The organism is Arthrobacter sp. zg-Y179 (genome assembly GCF_020907345.1).
GTDB classification, from domain to species: Bacteria; Actinomycetota; Actinomycetes; order Actinomycetales; family Micrococcaceae; genus Arthrobacter_B; species Arthrobacter_B jinronghuae.
Genome location: NZ_JAJJOB010000005.1, coordinates 487,588 through 507,450 on the forward strand (window position 1 = coordinate 487,588; position 19,863 = coordinate 507,450).

15 protein-coding genes are annotated in these 19,863 nt (G+C 65.4%); 5 read left to right on the plus strand and 10 right to left on the minus strand.

Annotation, left to right across the window (positions count from 1 at the left end):
* Positions 1-11: 11 nt before the first annotated feature.
* The 5 genes from LOC56_RS05510 to LOC56_RS05530 form a co-directional block, all read right to left on the minus strand.
* Positions 12-1,028 carry a hypothetical protein gene (locus LOC56_RS05510; RefSeq protein WP_229951215.1) on the minus strand — a complete coding sequence of 339 codons (1,017 nt, stop codon included), beginning with the start codon at positions 1,026-1,028 and terminating at the stop codon, positions 12-14.
* Between the two features lie 387 nt (positions 1,029-1,415).
* Positions 1,416-2,651 carry a hypothetical protein gene (locus LOC56_RS05515; RefSeq protein WP_229951217.1) on the minus strand — a complete coding sequence of 412 codons (1,236 nt, stop codon included), beginning with the start codon at positions 2,649-2,651 and terminating at the stop codon, positions 1,416-1,418.
* A gap of 156 nt (positions 2,652-2,807) precedes the next feature.
* Positions 2,808-4,262 carry a phytoene desaturase family protein gene (locus tag LOC56_RS05520; protein WP_229951219.1) on the minus strand — a complete coding sequence of 485 codons (1,455 nt, stop codon included), beginning with the start codon at positions 4,260-4,262 and terminating at the stop codon, positions 2,808-2,810.
* Complete coding sequence (locus LOC56_RS05525) at positions 4,262-5,353, minus strand: lipid II:glycine glycyltransferase FemX (protein WP_229951221.1); 1,092 nt, start codon at positions 5,351-5,353, stop codon at positions 4,262-4,264. Before LOC56_RS05525 ends, LOC56_RS05520 begins: the two co-directional genes overlap by 1 nt.
* Entirely contained in the window at positions 5,350-6,810 is a 1,461-nt protein-coding gene (locus tag LOC56_RS05530) for a glycosyltransferase family 87 protein (RefSeq protein WP_229951223.1), read from the minus strand. The genes LOC56_RS05525 and LOC56_RS05530 overlap by 4 nt, the downstream gene beginning before the upstream one ends.
* Before the next feature lie 196 nt (positions 6,811-7,006).
* On the opposite strand from LOC56_RS05530, the gene LOC56_RS05535 reads away from it, so the two are divergent.
* Positions 7,007-8,092, plus strand: a complete 1,086-nt coding sequence (locus LOC56_RS05535) for an inositol-3-phosphate synthase (protein WP_229951225.1) — start codon at positions 7,007-7,009, stop codon at positions 8,090-8,092.
* Between the two features lie 65 nt (positions 8,093-8,157).
* Here the strand turns inward: LOC56_RS05535 and LOC56_RS05540 are convergent, their stop codons facing one another.
* From LOC56_RS05540 to LOC56_RS05560, 5 genes are all read right to left on the minus strand, one after another.
* Entirely contained in the window at positions 8,158-9,843 is a 1,686-nt protein-coding gene (locus LOC56_RS05540; protein ID WP_229951227.1) for a formate--tetrahydrofolate ligase, read from the minus strand.
* Positions 9,844-9,958: 115 nt separating this feature from the next.
* Positions 9,959-11,203 carry a D-inositol-3-phosphate glycosyltransferase gene (mshA, locus tag LOC56_RS05545; RefSeq protein WP_229951228.1) on the minus strand — a complete coding sequence of 415 codons (1,245 nt, stop codon included), beginning with the start codon at positions 11,201-11,203 and terminating at the stop codon, positions 9,959-9,961.
* A 178-nt stretch (positions 11,204-11,381) separates the two neighbouring features.
* Positions 11,382-11,687: a hypothetical protein gene (locus LOC56_RS05550; protein WP_229951230.1), complete on the minus strand. Its 306-nt coding sequence runs from the start codon at positions 11,685-11,687 to the stop codon at positions 11,382-11,384.
* 696 nt (positions 11,688-12,383) lie between these two features.
* Positions 12,384-13,040 carry a histidine phosphatase family protein gene (locus tag LOC56_RS05555; RefSeq protein ID WP_229951232.1) on the minus strand — a complete coding sequence of 219 codons (657 nt, stop codon included), beginning with the start codon at positions 13,038-13,040 and terminating at the stop codon, positions 12,384-12,386.
* A complete protein-coding gene (locus LOC56_RS05560; RefSeq protein WP_229951234.1) occupies positions 13,037-14,563 on the minus strand; it encodes a CCA tRNA nucleotidyltransferase in 1,527 nt (508 codons plus the stop codon). The genes LOC56_RS05555 and LOC56_RS05560 overlap by 4 nt, the downstream gene beginning before the upstream one ends.
* A gap of 143 nt (positions 14,564-14,706) precedes the next feature.
* On the opposite strand from LOC56_RS05560, the gene LOC56_RS05565 reads away from it, so the two are divergent.
* From LOC56_RS05565 to trxB, 4 genes are all read left to right on the plus strand, one after another.
* Positions 14,707-15,237 carry an NUDIX hydrolase gene (locus LOC56_RS05565; protein WP_227920343.1) on the plus strand — a complete coding sequence of 177 codons (531 nt, stop codon included), beginning with the start codon at positions 14,707-14,709 and terminating at the stop codon, positions 15,235-15,237.
* A 62-nt stretch (positions 15,238-15,299) separates the two neighbouring features.
* Complete coding sequence (murJ, locus tag LOC56_RS05570; RefSeq protein WP_269437937.1) at positions 15,300-16,961, plus strand: murein biosynthesis integral membrane protein MurJ; 1,662 nt, start codon at positions 15,300-15,302, stop codon at positions 16,959-16,961.
* A gap of 165 nt (positions 16,962-17,126) precedes the next feature.
* On the plus strand, positions 17,127-18,611 hold the full coding sequence (locus tag LOC56_RS05575) for an ABC transporter substrate-binding protein (protein WP_229951239.1): 1,485 nt from the start codon (positions 17,127-17,129) through the stop codon (positions 18,609-18,611).
* Between the two features lie 180 nt (positions 18,612-18,791).
* The gene (gene trxB / locus LOC56_RS05580) at positions 18,792-19,835 is read left to right on the plus strand and encodes a thioredoxin-disulfide reductase (protein WP_229951241.1); all 1,044 of its coding nucleotides are present in this window, start codon (positions 18,792-18,794) and stop codon (positions 19,833-19,835) included.
* Positions 19,836-19,863: the final 28 nt, after the last annotated feature.

Below are 19,863 nucleotides of genomic sequence, written 5' to 3' on the forward strand. Positions count from 1 at the left end.
CCGGAGCGCTGTCAGTCAGCGAAGGTGAGGGACAGGTCCTCGCCGTTGATCTCCACATCGGCGTACATCCAGTAAAGCTGGTAGGTCTCCCGCTGCGGTTGCCACGAGCCGCCCCGATTCACTTCGGAGTCCAAGATGAATTCCCCTTTCACGGCCCTCACCGAAAACGGTCCCGTGGGATCGCTTTCGATGGGGTCGAGGGTGGGCGCAGTCTGCATGCTCCAGGAGATGTTCCGGTAACTATCCGGATCCTCGGCCGTCCACTGGTTCGGGCAGCCCTTCGGCATCAGTTCCGTCGACTTCATGCATTCTTCGAGGTGGGCCGTTAGCCCGGCCTGAATTTCCTCGCGGCCGGCGTCCGTCAGAGCCGGCTTCAGGTCAACGGTTGGTTCCTGAGCAGCAGCAGTGCCGTCCCGGTTCAGCCGCACACTCACCGACTCGTCAGGATATTCGGCGTAGGGAGTACCGGCAGAGGCATCCAGGGTGTAGTCGCCGGGCAGGAAACTAAATATCGTGCTGCTTCGGAGCATCTCCATGTCCTGGCCGGGAATGTCCACACCGTTGACGGCCACGGCAGTGGCATCCCCCCGCAGTATGTAGTGCACCGGGGCGCTCCCCAGACCGATGTTCAGCTTCCATTTGCGAAAGAACAACGCCTCAGTGCCATCGGTGCGCAGGTCCAGGGTCACGGCCTGGGTGTCGTCGCCCTGCTCGATGTCTACGCTGATGTCGGCCTTGCCGTCGGTGACCGCCACATCGGTCACTTCGAAGCCGGTGATCGTGTTTTCCGCCTTGGCGTAGACCTCATTGGTCATCAAGGAGAAGTGCTGCCAATTATGTTCGGGACTCATGGCGATGGCCCGTTCCACGTCCCCGTCGACGATTGCCTGCAGATACTCTTCTGCCAGCACCTGCGGACCGTACACGTTCTCGTTCAGGTGCTTGAAGCCGAAGTAGCCTCCGACGATCAGGGCCACCAGCACCGCGGCGGTGACGCTCCCTGCGATGATCAGGCGTCTGCGCAGCAATGGGTCAGCTTCGGCCGGTTCCTGCGCTTGCTTGCTCTGACCGGGCGGCGGAGGCCACTGCTGCTTTGGCCACTGTTTCTGGTTTTCATTGCCGGCATCGGGCGACGGTGCGGCTGGGTACACTCCGGCCCCCGGCCCGTAATAGTCCACCTGTTTGTCCCCCATGACTTGCTCCCCCGGTTCAAGTACCCGGCTACGCGGCCGGCACCCGATAACTTATCGGGTTTCATGACGGAGGTAACAATTACGGGCCCGTCCCCCAGGGATTCCCCAGCCGGCCCGTCAGGAGGTCCCTTTGGTGATGTGTACGGTCATGGGGAACCACCTTGTCAGTTCCCCATGACCGGCCTTGGGACACGAGGCCTCAAGCTCCAATACGTTTTGCAGCTATTCGGGGAACTCCATTGTCAGCTTCCCGTCCTGGATAGTCACGATTGCAGGAATCTCGTACAGCACGCCCTTTGCCTCCACCGGTTCCCAGTCTTCGCCCACCTTAAGCTCGGCATTCAAGGTGATTTCCCCGTCCCTGGCCACAACCCGGAAGGGCGCCAGGGGGTCGCCGTCAATCTCGTCGTAAGTCGGCGCCTTGGGCATGCTCCATTTGATATTCCGGACGTTGTTTGGGTCTTCTTCTTCCATCTTGTTCGGGCATCCCGGCGTCACCAGAACGGTGGACTGCATGCACTTGTCCAGGTGGGCCGCGGTCTGGGCCTCAATCTCGGGCCGGACCGCGTCAGTCAGGAGCGGGAAGTAGAGAACGGACATCTCCGTCACGCCGCTCTCTTCGCCGGTGATCAGCCCCGTGCTCACCGTGATGTCGTCACCGTAGCGGATGAACTTGTCACCCTCGGGTGCCTTGAAGGTGTAATCGCCCGGGAAGACTGCCAGCTTGCCTTCCGGCTTCACGGGAACCGTTACCCCGTTGACGGTCAATTCCGTAACGTCGCCTCCCACCAGGTAGTCGACCGTCCAGGTATCCAACGGCCCGTCGAGCTTCCACTTGTTGAAGAACACAGCCTCAGTGCCTGCTTTGGACAGCTCCAGGGTCATGGACTCACTTTCCTCGCCCTGTCGAATATCTGCCGTGACCGTGGCCGTGTCGCCGTCGACGGCCACCTCCGTCACCTCAAAGCCGCTGAGCCGGTTCTCGGCGGCTTCGAAGGCTTCATTGGTCATAAGCGAGGTGTCCACCTCGTCGTCCGATTCAACCGGTGCCATGCTGAGGGCCTTTTCGGCGTTCCCGTCGACGAGTGCCTGGAGGTACTCCTCTGCCTGCACCCGGGGACTGTAAGTCGTCTCGCTGAGGTGTTTATAGCCGAAGAATCCGCCAACGCCCAGGATCACCAGCAGTCCAGCGGCAACACTGCCGGCAATGATCAGGCCTTTACGCCGCTTCGGGTTCGGCTGCCTCGATGCCTGTCCGGGCAGTCCGGGTCCCCCGGGCGGCGGAGGAGCTGTCTGGGGCCATTGGCCCTGCGGAGCCGGTGCCTGCGGGGCCGGTTCATGGGGATTGGGCTGGTGCGGCTGCTGTGGGTGCTGCTGCTGCTGGATGCCCGGACCGGGCGGCGGCGGCGGAACCCCCTGGTTCCCCTGCGCGCCATCAACCGGGCTGCGGCTATCCATTTGTCTGTCCCCCATGACTTGTTCCCCCAGTTCAAGTACCCGGCTGCGGTGCCGGTACCCGATAACATACAAGGTTCTATGACAGGGATCACAATCCAAGGCAGGGCGGATCCCGGGTGCCGTGGAACCCCCTGATTGGCCGGGAGGCGGAGGTCCCTAACGGGCCCTCTGCACAGGTTCCAGCGACGGCATCGGCAGCCCGAACACGTCCCTCAGCGCCAGCTTCGCAGCATGCAGGCCGCCCATCCCGTGGACGCCCGGTCCCGGCGGGGTTGACGCCGAGCTGAGGTAGACCCCGGGAAGCGCCGTGCGCCACGGCTTCGGGGACAGGACCGGACGAATCAGCATCTGGGCCAGCGTCACTGCCCCGCCGCCGAAGTCCCCGCCCACGTAGTTGGCGTTGTACTGTGCCAGGTCCGCCGCCGTCGTCACCCGCGAATCGACAATCACGTCGCGGAAGCCCGGAGCGAAGCGCTCGATCTGCGCGGTGACCGCTTCCGTCATGTCCACCGTGGATCCGGCGGGCACATGGCAGTAGGACCAGAGCACGGAACGGCCCGCGGGCGCCCGGGTGGGATCGAAGCCGCTGGGCTGGGACAACAGGACGTAGGGGCGGGCCGGGTGCCGGCCGGCCGCGACGTCGTCCTCCGCTGCGGCCAATTCCGCCCGGGTGCCGCCCAGGTGGGCGGTGCCGGTACGGGCCATCTCCGGATTGGCCCAAGGGACCGGGCCGGAGAGGATGAAGTCCACCTTGCAGGCAGCATTGCCGTAGCGGAAGCGTTCCAGTGCCCGCGCATAACGCGGCGGCAGGCGGTCCCCGCCCAGCTCCAGCAGCACCGACGGGGAGACGTCGAGGATGACGGCCCGGGCGCCCGCCACTTCATCCAGGGAGGTGATGCGGTGGCCGGTGGAGATGGTGCCGCCGTGCGCCCGCAGATCGTCGGCCATCGCCTCGGCGATGCCCTGGGAACCGCCTACCGGGATGGGCCAGCCGACGGAATGGGCGAGGGTGCCCAGCATCAGCCCGCCGCCGGCGGAGGGCAGCGAGGGCATTTTCCCCACCGGATGCGCCGCTACGCCGGAGAGCAGCGCCGGGGCGGCGTCTTCCACGAACCGCCGGTTCCACAGCGGCGTGCCCTGGTCCAGCGCGGCCAGTCCGAAGGCCGCCAGCGCAATCGGATCCCGGGGGACACTCAGGAGGGAACCCATCAGCAGTTCGGTGATTGCCTCGCTGCGCCGGACCAGCGGCTCCATCAGCCGCCGGTAGGCGGCACCGTCCCTTCCGAGTCCCTCCACCGTCCGGTCCAGGTCCCGGTACGCCAGTGCGGCGCGGCCGCCGTCGAGCGGCGAGGCGTAGGAAATCTCCGGCACCACCAGGTCAATCCGCCGGTCCAGTCCGAAGCTGCGGAAGAACGGAGAGGCCAGGGCCATGGGATGCACTGCGGAGCAGATGTCGTGCAGGTGGCCGGGTTCCATCAGTTCCTTGGTGCGGCTGCCGCCGCCGACCGTGGACTGGGTTTCGAACACCTCGACCTTGAGGCCGGCGCGGGCCATGATGACCGCCGCCGCGAGTCCGTTGGGACCGGCCCCGACTACACTGACATCGCTCATTAGGCCGCCTTTTCGCCCTTCCGTCCGGTGATCCGGCCTGCAAGGCCCTTGGCGGAGGCCGGCAGGCCGCGCAGCTTCGCGGGTGCCTCGCGCCGCAGCGTGAGGGCGTTTGCCACCAGAGCGTACCGCAGCGGATGCAGGGGAATGTCATAGGTGGTGGGGATGGTGACCACCGTCTTGGAGAAGTTCCGCTTGAACGTGGTGACGTTAATCAGGCTCGGGTAGTTGTCGCTGACGATCCCGGTCAGGCCGCACGCCGTGTTGCCCGCTTCCTTGAGGACCTTGAAGGCCTCCCAGAGCAGCAGGTAGGGCGCGTTCGTCTTGCGGGCGCTGTGCGAGCTCGCCGCGAAGTAGTAAACCGAGTAACCGCGGTACTCGGTGGTGATCAGCCAGGACACGGCCTGTCCGTCCATGTACGCCACCATCAGGCGCAGATGGTCGCCGAGTTCGGTAAGCAGGGTTTCGTAGAAAGAGGACTCGAAGCTCGAGAAGCCGTCCCGCGAAGCGGTTTCCTGCATGATCGGGAACAGTTCCGTGCGGAACACCTCTGCCCAGCGGGCGCGCTCGATGGTCTGGACCTTGACGCCCAGCTTCTCCGCCTTGCGGATCAGGTTCCGCGCGTTGGAACGGAACGACGCGAAGATTTCGTCCGTATCCGGAGTCAGGTCGACGACGATTTCCCGTTCGTACCAGCCGTGTTCCAGCGGACCGGTGACGGGCGGCTGCGGATGCGCGATCTGCATCCGGATGTACAGCGGGTCGACGGCGGGATCGGTCCGGAACTGTTCCTGCACAGTGGACACGAGCCGGGCTTCGGCGTTGTGCGTGCGCGTGGTGAACCAGGTGGGGCCGTTGACGACCACGAGGGACGGCCGCAGCCGCCGTTCGGAGCGGAGGTAGCTGGCGGTGGCAACCAGGGTGTCGCCGTCGTAATAGGCCCAGATGCCGTACGGGCTGCGGCCAAGCTTCCGCTCAAAATCCGCCCAGTAAGGGGTTTGCTCCAGCGGGATCACCACATCGGGGTGCGCGGCGGCGAGCGCCTCGAACGCCTCTTGGGTGAGCTGCTCGGAACGGTATGGAACGGGGGTCACTGTGCTTCTTTCGCCGGGGCCGCATGCGTTTCCAAGGATACCGGCCTTCGCCGCCGCAGGGCCCAGCGGTCGGGGGCACCGTCGAACGGTCCGCCCTGCGGATCGTCGACGCCGCCCCGGCGCACGGGGTCGCCGTCGGGTTCCAGAATGTCGGACACCACCCGGTACATCAGATAGACGGTGGCCAGCACGTGGCCCAGAACAGCCAGCACGTAGTAGGGCGAATCGATGTTGTTCTCGGCGGCGCCGCCGGAGGTCTCTTTCGCGAGGTACATCCAGATAGCCCACCAGTGCAGCACTTCGAAGAACTGCCAGATCAGGAAGTCGAGCCACCTCGGCCGGGCCAGGGCGACCAGCGGAATGAGCCAGAGGACAAACTGCGGCGAGTAGACCTTATTGGTGAGGATGAAGGCCGCCACAATCAGGAAAACCAGCTGCGCCAACCGCGGCCGCCGCCTGCAGTGCAGCGCCAGCACGGCGATTCCAAGGCACGCCAGCGCAAACAGCAGGTAGGCCCACAGATTGATGAATTCGGGTCCGACGCCGGTTCCGCCGGCCCGCTCCACGGTCAGGTTCCAGGCGAACCAGATGGAAGAGTAGCCCGCCGGGCGGTCCGCGGTGAACGTGAGGAAGAAGCGCCATGACTCGTAATCGCGGAGCAGGAACGGCAGGTTGACGGCCAGCCAGGTTGCTGCCGCAGCCGTGAAGGTCAGCACCGCCGGGCGCAGGCGGAGCGTCCGCAGCGCGAGCACCAGCACGGCGCCGAGAATCAGCACGGGGTAAAGCTTCAGTGCGGTTCCCAGCCCAATCAGCACTCCTGCTGCCACCGGACGGTTCCGGGCAAAAGCCAACATGCCGGCCGTGGCCAGCATCACTGCGAAAATGTCCCAGTTAATGAAGACGGACAGGATCGCCGCCGGGGCTACCGCCACCATGGCAGCGTCCCACGGGCGGCGGCCGGCCAGCCGCATGGTCGCTATGACCGTGGCAATCCACGCCCCCGTGGCCAGGAGTGCGTTGACGTCGAAATACTGCAGCGACCTCAAGGCCGTGCCCCCTTCGCCGGGCACAACCAGGGCGGTGGCGCCGGCCAGGAGTCCCAGGAGGACCGGATACTCAAAAAGCGCACCCTCCGTAAGGAACGGGAAAACGCCGTCGCCTATCCCCCGGGTGCGGAAGAGTTCCGGCCAGTCCGAATAGCAGGTGGAGTAAAACTGGTCCGGAGTGCTCCAGCCGCCCGCACGGCAGGGTGTCTTAATCAGGACGGCCAGCAGTGCGGAGACGATCGTGAATAGGACCAGCACCCGTTCCACGGTGAAGAATCCGGGCGAGACGAGGCCGGGGGCGGCATGGCGACCCAGGGGCCCGCCGATGCCTTCCGTGAACTTCCTCAGGAACGGATCGTTGCGGGAGGGCGCCGCAATGCGCTGCGGACCGCGCCGGGAGTTGGGCTGCATGGGTCCAGTATCCACCAGTGCGCCGCCGCTTCGGCCACGGCGGGGACCGAGGGGAAACGGACGGGAACGGGGGAAAACAGCGCCCTGAGGACCCGGCGGTCCGGGGCGAACGGAAGATGTGATGCCAAGCACGTAGACTGTGGAGGTTGTCTGCGCCGGGGGCGCAGCGTTCAACATTTTTCTTCAAAGGAGAACCGTGTCCGAGAACCCCATCCGGGTCGCAATTGTGGGTGTTGGAAACTGCGCAGCTTCGCTGGTGCAGGGTGTCCAGTACTACCGCAGCGCCGATCCCAACGAAACCGTCCCTGGCCTGATGCACGTGAAGTTCGGCGACTACCACGTCAATGACGTGCAGTTCGTTGCCGCTTTCGACGTCGACAGCAAGAAAGTCGGCCTCGACCTGGCTGACGCGATCGGCGCAAGCGAAAACAACACCATCAAGATTGCCGACGTGCCGCAGACCGGCATCACCGTGCAGCGCGGGCACACCCTCGACGGGCTCGGCAAGTACTACCGGGAAACCATCACTGAATCCGATGCGTCGCCGGTGGACATTGTTGCCGCCCTTCGGGACAACGCGGTGGACGTTATGGTCTGCTATCTGCCGGTCGGCTCCGAGCAGGCTGCGAAGTTCTACGCCCAGTGCGCCATCGACGCCGGCGTCGCCTTCGTCAACGCGCTGCCCGTCTTCATTGCCGGCACCAAGGAGTGGGCGGACAAGTTCACCGCTGCCGGCGTGCCGATTGTCGGCGACGACATCAAGAGCCAGCTCGGCGCCACCATCACGCACCGCGTCATGGCCAAGCTGTTCGAGGACCGCGGCGTCATCCTGGACCGCACCTACCAGTTGAATGTCGGCGGCAACATGGACTTCAAGAACATGCTCGAACGCGAGCGCCTGGAATCCAAGAAGATCTCCAAGACGCAGGCCGTCACCTCCAACACCTCGGCCCACCTGAAGGCCGACGACGTCCACATCGGCCCCTCGGACTACGTCGCGTGGCTCGATGACCGTAAATGGGCCTTTGTCCGCCTCGAGGGACGCAACTTCGGCGACGCTCCGGTGTCCCTGGAGTACAAGCTGGAAGTATGGGACTCCCCCAACTCCGCCGGCGTCATCATCGATGCCGTGCGTGCCGCCAAGATCGCCCTGGACCGCGGCGTTGGCGGGCCCATCCTCTCGGCCTCGAGCTACTTCATGAAGTCGCCGCCGGAGCAGTACAACGATGACATCGCCAAGGAAAAGGTAGAGCAGTTCATCCGCGGCGAGGTTGAGCGCTAAGACCCCCAGCGGCAATGCCCCTGGTTTCGGAAGGCTCCGGAACCGGGGGCATTGCTGTGTTCAGCTCAAATCAGTCCGCTTGGCGTGCCGTCCGCGGCCACATCCATGCGCAGCGCCGCCGGGTTCCTGGGCAGTCCGGGCATGGTCATGACGGCGCCCGTCAATGCCACCACGAAGCCGGCACCGGTCTTGATGATCAGGTCCCGCACATGGAGGGTGAATCCGGCAGGCGCGCCGAGGACCGTGGGGTCGTCGGTGAAGGAGTACGGAGTCTTGGCCATGCAGACCGGCAGGTGCTCCAGGCCCCGCTCTTCGATCTCCTGCAGCCGGCGCCGGGCGGGGGGAGAAAATTCGACGTCGGCGGCACCGTAGATTTCCCGGGCCACGGTACTGATCTTCTCCGCCACCAGCAGCTCGTCCGGATACAGGAACCGAAAATCGGAGGGCTGCTCCAACGCCCGGAGCACAGCTGCCGCCAGGTCGTCGCCGCCGGGGCCGCCGCCGCCCTGCGCCCACACATCGGCCACCGCGGCCGTCACGCCCTCCTCCGCGCACCAGTCGATAAGCCAGCGCAGCTCCGCCTCGGTATCCGTGCTGAACCGGTTGACCGCCACCACGGGGTTGATTCCGAACCGGCGGATATTCTCCAGGTGCCGGTGCAGGTTCGCCGTCCCTGCCTGCAGAGCAGGCAGATTCTCCGCGGCCAGATCACTCTTCGGTATTCCGCCATGCATCTTGAGTGCACGGACGGTGGCCACCACCACGACGGCGGCCGGGGCGACATCGGCCACCCGCGCCTTGATGTCCAGGTACTTCTCCGCACCGAGGTCGGCGCCGAAACCGGCCTCCGTGACGACAATGCCCGCAAGCCGGCGTGCTGTGGCCGTGGCAATGACCGAGTTGCAGCCGTGGGCAATGTTGGCGAACGGGCCGCCATGGACGAGTGCCGGGGTCCCGGCCAGGGTCTGCACCAGGTTTGGTTTCACCGCATCGCGCAGCAGCAGCGTCATGGCGCCCTGTGCACCGAGGTCCGCAACGGTGACCGGCCGGCGGTCATAGGTGTAGCCCACCGTGATCCGGGACAGACGGCCGGACAGGTCAGAGAGATTCCGTGCAAGGCAGAAGACGGCCATTACCTCCGATGCCACGGTGATGTCGAAGCCGTCCTGCCGAGGGACGCCCTGGGCCGGACCGCCGAGGCCGATCACAATGTCCCGCAGGGCACGGTCATTCATATCCATCACCCGCTTGATGGTGATGCGCCGCGGATCCAGCCCCAGCTGGTTTCCCTGGAAGATGTGGTTGTCCACCAGTGCGGCCAGCGCGTTGTTGGCTGCGGTGATTGCGTGGAAATCGCCGGTGAAGTGCAGGTTGATGTCCTCCATCGGCACCACCTGCGAGTAGCCGCCGCCCGTGGCGCCTCCCTTCATCCCCAGGACCGGACCCAAGGACGGCTCGCGCAGGGCGATCATCACGTTTTCGCCTGCCCGCTGGAGGGCATCGGCCAGGCCCACCGTCACGGTGGATTTGCCTTCGCCGGCGGGCGTGGGACTCATGGCCGTAACCAAAACCACCCGGCCGCGCGCCGGCCCCTCGGGCAGGAGGGCCGGGTCAACCTTCGCCTTGTAACGCCCGTAGGGTTCCAGCGCGGCGTCGGGAATGGACGCACGGCGGGCTATCTCCGTGACGGGCAGCAGGCGTGCCGCCCGGGAAATCTCGAGGTCCGAGGGCATATCGGCACCGACAGTCATCTTTCGCCCTTCCGCTGTGCCGTCAACGAAAACCCTCGGCGGCCGCTGGTCGTATGGATGCAAGACAAGCTATCAGCAGGGCAGGGGCGGCAGCAGCCTGTGGAGCCGCCCAGGGCTACTTGCGCACGGAGCGGCTGGCGAACTGCTCGGCCGCCTCGCGGTAGCTTTCCGCGGTCAGCATGGCGGTCCGGCGCCAGCCGAATGCCTGAGCGTGGGCGGCAGCCCCTTCACCGAGCGCACGACGGCGGTCGGTGCCGTCGTAGAGTGCCTCCAGTTCGGCGGCCCAGCGGCCCGGGGCATGGCCGTCCACAAGGACGCCGCTGCTGCCGTTGCGCACAGCCTTGGGCAGCCCGCCCACATTGGCGGCGAGGACGGGGGTGCCGCAGGCCTGGGCCTCGAGGGCCACCAGGCCGAACGATTCGCTGAAGGAAGGCACGGCCACGACGTCGGCGGCCCGGAACCAGGCAGCGAGCTGGTGCGGCTTGACCGGCGGGCGCAGGGACACCGTGTCCTGCAGTCCCAACCGGCGGACCAGCGGTGCCAGGTCAAGCACGGAGGAGCCGCTGCCGGCGCCGAGGATGCTTACGCGCAGGGGAATGTCCGGGCGGCGGCGGCGCAGCTCGGCGGCGGCCTCCACCAGGATCTGGGGGCCTTTCATGCGCTGGATCCGGCCGGCGAAAACCACATGGAAAACCCCGGGAAGGAATCCCAGTCCGGCCTGCACTCCTGGCCTGCCGCGTGGTGAAAACACATTCAGGTCCACGCCCGGCGCCACCACGTCCACGGAGTCCGGATCGGCTCCGTAAAATGTTTCGAGCTCGGCGGCCTCGGTGCTGGTATTGGCTATCAACCGGGTCGCGCCGCGGACTATCTGCTCCTCGCCGTCGATCCGGATCTGCGGCTCGAGCGCTTCACCGGGCTGCCCCTGCAGGTTCTTGACCCGAGCCATGGTGTGCATGGTGTGGACCAGCGGGAGGTCCCACTGCCGCGCCACGGATAGTCCTGCGGCGCCTGAAACCCAGTAGTGGGAGTGGACAACATCGAAGCCGCCCGCCAGCAGGAACGGCTGCGCTTCAGCCACCGCGCCGGCCAGATCCAGGTACGGCAGCTCTTCCTTGGCCACCTTGCGGACGGGACCGGCAACCACGTGGCGAACCTTCACCCCGGGGGCCAGAGCAACGTCGGCGGTCTGCAGAGGGTCGGTGGCCCGGGTGAAAATCTCCACCTCGGTACCTGCCCGCGCCAGCTCGAGGGCAACGGAGCGGACGTATACGTTCATGCCGCCGGCATCGCCGGACCCGGGCTGTTCAAGCGGGGAGGTATGAAGGGAGAGCATGGCCACACGCTTGACCTGGGGCACTTCGCTCCCTTCCTGACCGTTAAGTTCTCTATCGACTTTATAACGCCGAGGGCTCGAGCTTTGTTTCCTGTCAGCCAGAACACGTCCGTCCCCTCGCCGCCTGATGCCGGGCACGGCGCTGCCCGGCATCCCACAGGGAGGTGCCGGGCAGCGACGGTTGAACAGGTCGGGACCTCGCTTACTTGACGGAATTGAAGTAGTGCATCAGCAGGTGACCTTGTTCACCGGTCAGGGCCGCGTCCAACCGGGCCTGATGGACGTCACTGGACCGGAGGTAGGAACTCCGCAGGCGCTTGAGCATTGCGTACACCCCCCTGGCTGCGCGTCGCAGGACAGGAGCGGGTTGTTCCGGAGGCCGTGCGCGGGGCAGCAGCGGCTCATCGCGGCCGGCGGCAGCATTGGGCAGCCGGCCCTGGAATCCGGACCGGGGACCGGGTTGGGTGGTTTTGGGCAGAGTGGTATTGGGCAGGGGCAATTCAGGCATTGGAAGCTCCGACAGGAAGGCCCGAAAATGGGCACAAAAGAATAAGGAAAAAAAGAACGTCGAAATGACGCGGGAAGCCAATAAAGGACATTAAAGCGGCGTCAAGGCGATTTGCGGGAAATACCCGACCTTTGACGCGGCAATGCCTTTCAATGGGAATGCCGGCTAGCGTGCCGCGCCTAATCCACTACACGGGCCCGGCCAGCTCCCCACTGAAAGGGAGGGGCGTTGGAAGAGCGTGTGTGGAGCCGGACGGGGGCACCCGATGCTGGCGCCGGTGGCGGTAGACTGCTTTGCCTGGTCGGCAGCGTTTATGCTGAAACGGCCGGCCAGCTGGCAGTTCCGGTAAACCGGGAAGCGGCGCGGGGCCGACCGGGGAGGACCGAGGTTGGCACCTGGGACTTCCGGAAGGACGGCCGGAGATTGCCGCCGGTTTTGCCACCGGCAACTACGATGTGAATTCCATTAGTGTTCATCAATCTCCACCTCCTGTTCGCGGTACCCGGGGTACTGGACACTGACGTAAGGCTGCAGAAGCAGCTGCGTAAGCAGGGAATCCAGTTCGGTCTATTGCGGACAATTAACGTGCCCGCAAAAGAAAGGTACAACAGACTTCACGGGCCTGCCAAGCACTTTCGCTAAATTCCCTGAAAAACTTTTAATTCAGGGTCGTACGGGCAGGGCGGTGTCGCGGTACTAGAGGTTCCAGCCGACAACTGCGGGCGTGTGCTTGTCCCAGCCGAGGGTGCAGACCGCTGCGGTGCTCAGCGCAAAATGCCGGCCCATCTCAGGGGCAAGGCCGAGCCAGCGGGCAGCCAGGATACGCAGGAAATGGCCGTGCGCCACGAGCAGTACCTTCTCCACCGGCGTCGCTTCGGGGTCGCGGTCCATTTCAGTGCCGCTGCCGGCCTGCACGGAGGAGATGATGAGGTCGGCCCGTTCGGCGACCTGCGCCAGGGTCTCCCCGTTGGGCACGCCGTCCTTCCAGATCAGGTAGCCGGGATTCTCTGCGCGGACCTGCCGGCTGTTGCGGCCCTCGTTGTCCCCGTAGTCCCACTCGTGGGCATGCGGAACCACCTCGGCATCGGGGTAACCCACCAGTTCTGCGGTGCGGCGGGCACGGATCAGCGGGGAGGTCAGTACCCGGTCAAAGGCCACCGGACCGATCTTGGCCCGCGCGGCCTCAGCCTGGGCCTCGCCCTCGGCCGTAAGGGGGATATCCGTCAGGCCGGTGTAGTTGCCTTCCCGGGACCATTCGGTTTCCCCGTGGCGCAGCAGCCAGAGGCGGGGCAGCCGGGTTCCGGACGGAGTCAGGTCCGGGACTGCAGGTCCGAAGTTTTCCCCGTTGCTCATTTTTCGCTGTCCTTCATATTCGTACCTGATGCTTTCGGTTCCCGCTGGGGTTCCGGTTCCGTTGTATCAGGTGCTGTGCCGGCGGCAGCATTCGGGTTCTCGGGCTGTTCCGCCCACCAGGCGCGGAGCAGCTCAGCTGTTTCAGCCTCGCTCCGCGGACCGTTTTCCATCCGTTCCTCCAGCAGGAACCGGTACGCACGGCCCACCACCGGTCCGGGACGGATCTGCAGCAGGGCCATGATCTGTTCGCCGTCCAGGTCCGGACGGATCGCGGCCAGCTCTTCCTGCTCGGCCAGGGCAGCTATGCGCTGCTCCAAATCGTCGTAGGCGAAGGCCAGCCGCTCGGCCTTGCGCCGGTTGCGGGTGGTGACATCGGAGCGCGTAAGCCGGTGCAGCCGCTGCAGCAGCGGACCGGCGTCGTTCACGTAGCGGCGCACTGCCGAGTCGGTCCAGCCTGCATCGCCGTAGCCGTAGAAGCGCATGTGCAGTTCCACCAGGCGGGCCACGGCCTTGATGGTGTCATTGTCGAACCGCAGGGCCTTCATCCGCTTCGCGGTCAGCTTGGCGCCGACGGCGTCGTGGTGCAGGAAGCTCACGGACCCGGTTGATTCAAAGCGGCGGGTGGAGGGTTTTCCGACGTCGTGCATCAGGGCCGCGAAGCGCAGCACGAAATCCGGCGCCGGCACCGGGCCGTCGCCGTCGGTTTCCAGTTCGCACGCCTGGCGGAGGACCGTCAGCGAGTGCTGGTACACGTCCTTGTGCCGGTGGTGCTCATCAATCTCGAGGCGCAGCGCCGAAACCTCAGGCAGCACGTGGTCGGCCAGGCCGCTCTCCACGAGGAGGTTCACGCCGGTCCACGGGGCCTTGCCGCAGATCAGCTTGGTCAATTCGTCCCGGACCCGTTCGGCGGAGATGATTTCGATCCGCCCGGCCATGTCCCGCATCGCTTCGAAAACGTCCGGCGCCACCTCCACCCCCAGCTGGGAGGCGAAGCGGGCGGCCCGCATCATGCGCAGCGGATCGTCGGAGAACGACGTCGACGGCGCACCGGGGGTGCGCACCATCCCCGCATGCAGATCGCGGGCTCCGCCAAAGGGATCCACCAGTTCCATCGACGGCAGCCGCAGCGCCATCGCGTTCATGGTGAAGTCGCGGCGGAACAGATCGTCTTCCAGCTTGTCGCCGAAAGCCACGGCGGGCTTGCGGGAGTCGGGATCATAGGCATCGGCTCGGTAGGTGGTGACCTCCACCTGGAAGCCGTCCTTGCGCATCCCGATGGTGCCGAACTCCCGGCCGATCTCCCAGTAAGTGTCGGCCCAGCCCTTGATGACCCTGATGATGTCGTCCGGGCGCGCGTTGGTGGTGAAATCCAGATCCGGGGAAACCCTGCCCAGGAACAGGTCGCGGACGGGGCCGCCAACGAGCGAAAGCTCGTACCCGGCATCCTCGAAACGCGCCCCGAGTTCCGGGATCACCTCGGGTAACGGGGAATTCAAAGCCGAACTATCAAAAAGGTGCACCATAGTGCTTTAAGCCTGCCAGATAAAACGGTGAAGGCCGACAAGGGGTGAGAGCCGGAGCGCGGACACGCCGAGGGTTCCCGCTTCCTCTCCGGCAGCCCGCATAACAGTCATCATCCCCCGGCAAAGATCGTTACAGTGGGAGTATGGCCCATCCCGTACCGAGCGCCCCCAAGCGGACCCCGTTGACTGCGTCAATGGGCGGCGCCGGTGCGCATTCGGTGCATACCCCCCTCCCCACGGTGGAGGAGGTTTCGGCCGGCGGGATTGTGGTGGACACCTCAACGGAGCAGCTGCACGTCGCGATTATTGCCCGCCTGAACCGCGGCGGCCGGCTGGAATGGTGCCTGCCGAAGGGCCACCCCGAAAACGACGAAGACAACCAGGCTGCTGCCATCCGCGAAATTGCGGAGGAAACGGGCATTGACGGCCGCATCCTGACGGCACTGGGCAGTATCGACTACTGGTTTACGGTCAGCGGGCACCGGGTGCATAAGACGGTCCACCACTTCCTCCTGGAAGCCTGCGGCGGGCATCTGACCATCGAAAATGATCCGGACCACGAAGCCGTGGACGTCGCCTGGGTTCCGCTGGCGGAGCTCGGCCGGAGGCTCTCCTTCCCCAATGAGCGCCGCATCGCGGACCTCGCCCGCGAGATCCTTCCCCGCTACCTTTGACTCCCCCGGGGCGCAGCGCCGTTTGAGGCAATCCGGACCGGAGGTGAGAACATAGGGTCACGATGGCCGAAAAGAACATAGCCCCCAGTACTACGCGTTCGAGTGTCGTGATGGCATCGGGAACACTCGTTTCCCGCGTCCTTGGACTGGTCCGCACCGCCCTGTTGGCAATCGCCATCGGCAGCACCGGACTGGTCACCGATATCTTCAGTTCAGCCAACGTGCTGCCGAACTTTATCTATCTGATGGTGGCCGGCGGCGTCTTCAACGCAGTGCTGGTCCCGCAGATCATCAAGGCGAGCAAGCGGCCCGACGGCGGCGCCGAGTACGTTTCGCGGATCCTCACCCTCTGCCTCCTCGTGCTGGCCGGCATAGCCCTCGTGGCCACGCTCGCTGCACCCGTGATCCTGTCCACGGTCTTGTCGCTGAGCCCGGACCAGCTGACCCTGGCGACCACCTTCGCCTACTGGCTTTTCCCGCAGATCTTCTTCTACGGCGCCTACGCGGTGATCGGGCAGATCCTCAACGCCAACGGCAGGTTCGGCGCGTATATGTGGGCGCCCGTGGTCAACAACATCATCGCGATCGCCGGCCTGCTCGTCTTCATTACGTTCATCGGCAGGGAGGAGACGTCGTCGTTCTCTCCGGAGAACTGGACTACCCAGGCCACCGTTCTCCTGGCCGGCAGCACCACCCTCGGCATTGTGATGCAGGCACTGATCCTGCTGGTCCCGCTGCGCCGCCTTGGATTGGGGCTGCGTCCCTCGTTCGGGCTTCGCGGGGTGGGCCTGCGGGAAACCGGGAAGGTGGCCAAGTGGACCATCATCACCATGCTTGTGGGCAACGGCGCTTACCTGGTCTACACAGCCGTGGCCACGATCGCCTCCGAAGCCCGGCCCGAATACCAGGCCATGGGCCGTGAGATTGCCGGGCAGCTGAACCTGGAAACGGCGTCGATGCTGTACATCATTCCGCACTCCGTCATCACGTTGTCCCTCGCCACGGTGCTCTTCAACCAGATGTCCCACGCCTACTCGGAGAAAAACTACGACGGCGTCCGGGCGACCCTTTCGCAGGGGCTGCGGGCCATCGGCGTGGCCACCGTCTTCTGCTCGGCGGTGCTGATTGTCCTGGCCGGACCGATCAGCATCTGGTTCAGCGGCGGATCGAATGTCTCCGCCGCGCTGCAGGCCCAGGTGCTGGTGCTGCTGGCGATCAGCGCACCTTTCCTCAGCGCCACCTTCCTGATGAACCGCGCCTTCTACGCCAACGAGGATGCGAAGACCCCGCTCGTTATGCAGCTGATTCTTTCGGCCTTCGGCATCACGCTTGCCCTGGGGGCAGCCACCCTGCCCGCGGACCGGATCATCTTCGCCCTGGCAATCGCCTATTCCCTGGGCAACGTCGCGGCCGCCGTCCTCAGCCACATCTTCCTCCGCCGCAGCCTCGGCGACTACGGCGGGGCCCGGATCTTTGACGTCCACGTCCGGCTCGTGGTTGCCGCTTTGGCTGCTTCCGCCGTCGGGTCTGCCGCCTTGGCCGTGCTGGGCGGGTACTCGGCCGACGGCTTTGCCTGGCAGTCGGTGCCTTCCGCCACAGTGGTCCTGGTGGTCTGCGGCGCCCTGATGGCCGTGGCGTACTACCTCATGCTGCGCGTTCTGAAGGTCTCCGAGCTTGACGCGTTCCTGGCACCGCTCCTTGCCAAACTCCGGCGCACTCCCTAAAGTGCCGCTTCCGGCATTCTGTGACGGCACGGGTAGCATGGGAACAAAGCAGGCAGTTCAGGGCTGCGGCAGCCGGCCGTGTTCCGTGTCCGTGAACGAACATCCGAGTACGCAATGTCAGATAAGCCTGACGCAGTCTTATTGCCGTTTTCATGGGAGGAACACGTGCCACAGTCCGTAGACGTCGGTTCAGTACTGGGCGGGCGTTACAAGGTGACAGCCCTGGTACTCGCTTCAGCTGAACAGGACATGGTGCTCGATGGTGTGGACCAGGTCCTGAACCGCTCCGTCAGCATCCTCGTAGCCGCCCCCATGAATGCCAGCCAGGTCTCGGCAAGCGCCCGTGAAATCGCCACCGGTGAACGCCATGGCAACGTCCAGGTGCTGGATCTGGGTGTCAGTGACGGCCGTACCTATCTGGTCACGAATACTGCCAGCGCGGCGGATCTCCTGGATCTCGTAATTGAGCGGGATGCCCCCTACGTAGAGCCTTTCTTCACCGACACCCTCGGCTCGGAAATCTTCGGTGTGCCCCGCTCCCGCGAGCCGGAAACCGTCGAGGAAGACCGCTACGTCGAACACGAGGAGCGCGAGCAGCGCAAGCCGCTGCTCTCCGGTTCGCACAAGCCCAAGCTCCCCCGGTTTGGACGCACCGCCGCTGCTGCCGGAGCCGGTGCCGGGGCCGCCGCGGCCGAGCGCGATCTTCAGTTCGGCGAGTCCGCCGACGCTCCGGCTGAAGCCGCAACCGGCGGCGCCAACGTCCCCCCGCCTCCCGCTAACCGGCCCCGGCAGTCCGCCGCCGAAGCCGGCCCGGCCAAGGTCACCAAGTGGGAAGATGACGAGCCCCAGGCTGCACCTGTTCCGGAACGAAACTCCCGCTCTGCGTCGACCTTCCCCAAGTCCGCCCTGGCGGCAGGAAATTACGACGAAGACGGCTACGGGTACGGTGATCCGGACGAGGACTACGAAGAGGACAGCGCCGAGGAAAAACCGAACCGCAAGTCCGGCCGCGTGCTTATCGGGGCGGTCCTGAGTCTCGTGCTTGTCCTCGCAGTGGTCCTCGCAGTTTCCCAGCTCGGCAAAATGGGCGACATGTTCGAATCCAACCCGGAAGCGGGTGCCTCCACCGAACCGACGCAGGATGCTGCGCAGGCCGCCCCGAGCGCGGACGCCGCCGCACCTGCACCGGCACCGGAGATTGCAGGCATCACCCGTCTGGTTCCGGGGAACCCGCAGCTCGATTCCGGCAGCGACGGCGCCCTGCCGCAGATCATCGACGGCAACCCGTCCTCGTACTGGTCCAGCTACGTGTACGCCAGCGACACGTTCGGCGGGCTCGCCCAGAGCATGGCCATGGTGGTGGATCTGGGGACGGAATCGGCGGTCAACGAGGTCAACATCACGCAGCTGAACGGCACGGGCGGCAGCTTCTCCGTAATGCTTAACGACACTCCGGATCTGGAGGGTGCGACCTCGGTGGCCCAGAGCGGCTTCACCGGTCCCACCACCAGCATTCCGGTGCCGAAGACGGACGGACAGCCAGCCACGGCCCGCTATGTCATCATCAACTTCACGCAGCTGCCCCGCCTCAACGGGGTGCAGGCCGCTTACCCGTGGGGACTTCGGATCGCCGAAATCGGCGTGTCCTGACCCCTGCGCTCCGATCCTGCCGCCCGGCCGTGACGAGCCTGTCCCGGCCCGGGCTGCCGGAATAAGCTGGACCCGGTATTCGTTGTGCCGGGTGATCCCAGTAGGAATCGGTCCTTCGGGATTCGATCTCCGTTTTTTAGTTCCACACTGTAGTTCTACAAGGAAGAGGTTCACCGCCCCGTGAGCACCGAAAACCCCGTAGCCAACGACGGCGCCGCCGCTGCCGGCGACGTCCGCGAGGTCATCATCGTCGGCTCCGGCCCCTCCGGATACACCGCTGCCGTTTACGCGGCGCGTGCCAACCTGAAGCCGCTCCTGATTGCGAGTTCAGTTACCGCCGGCGGCGAGCTGATGAACACCACCGATGTGGAGAACTTCCCCGGCTTCCCCGAAGGCATCATGGGACCGGATCTGATGGCCAATTTCGAAAAGCAGGCCGCTCGATTCGGGACCGAAATCCTCTTCGAGGACGTCACAGAGGTGGAGCTCACCGGCGACATCAAAACGGTGACCATCGGTACGGGCGAAACCTTCCGCGCACGCGCAGTCATCATCTCCACCGGGTCCGCCTACCGGGAACTGGGACTGCCGGACGAAAAGCGCCTCTCCGGCCGCGGCGTCAGCTGGTGTGCCACGTGTGACGGCTTCTTCTTCAAGGGCCAGGACATCGCCGTCATCGGCGGCGGCGACTCCGCTCTGGAGGAAGCACTGTTCCTCACCAAGTTCGCCTCCTCGGTCACCGTGGTGCACCGCCGGGACAGCCTGCGTGCCTCCAAGATCATGCAGGAGCGTGCCCTTTCCCACGAGAAGATCCGCTTCGCCTGGGATTCGGAAGTAGCCGCCATCCGCGGCGAGGACAAGGTCACCGGCCTGGTGCTGCGCAGCACCAAGGACGGTTCCGAATCCGAGCTCAACGTCACGGGTGTGTTCGTGGCCATTGGCAACGACCCCCGGGTGGACCTGGTCCGCGGCCAGCTTGAACTCACCGAGGAGGGCACCATCGCCGTCCTGGGCCGTACCTCCAAGACGTCCCTCCCGGGTGTCTTCGCGGCCGGCGACGTCATCGATCCGACCTACCGGCAGGCCATCACCGCCTCCGGCTCCGGCTGTGTGGCCGCCGTCGACGTCGAACACTACCTCGCCGATCTGGGCGATTCCGTCTCCACCGCGGCGGAGGTCCCCACCCCGCCGTCAGAGGCTGTTTCCGAACACGCAGCCCTCTAATTCCGTTCCTCGCTTAGGAGAGCAAAAA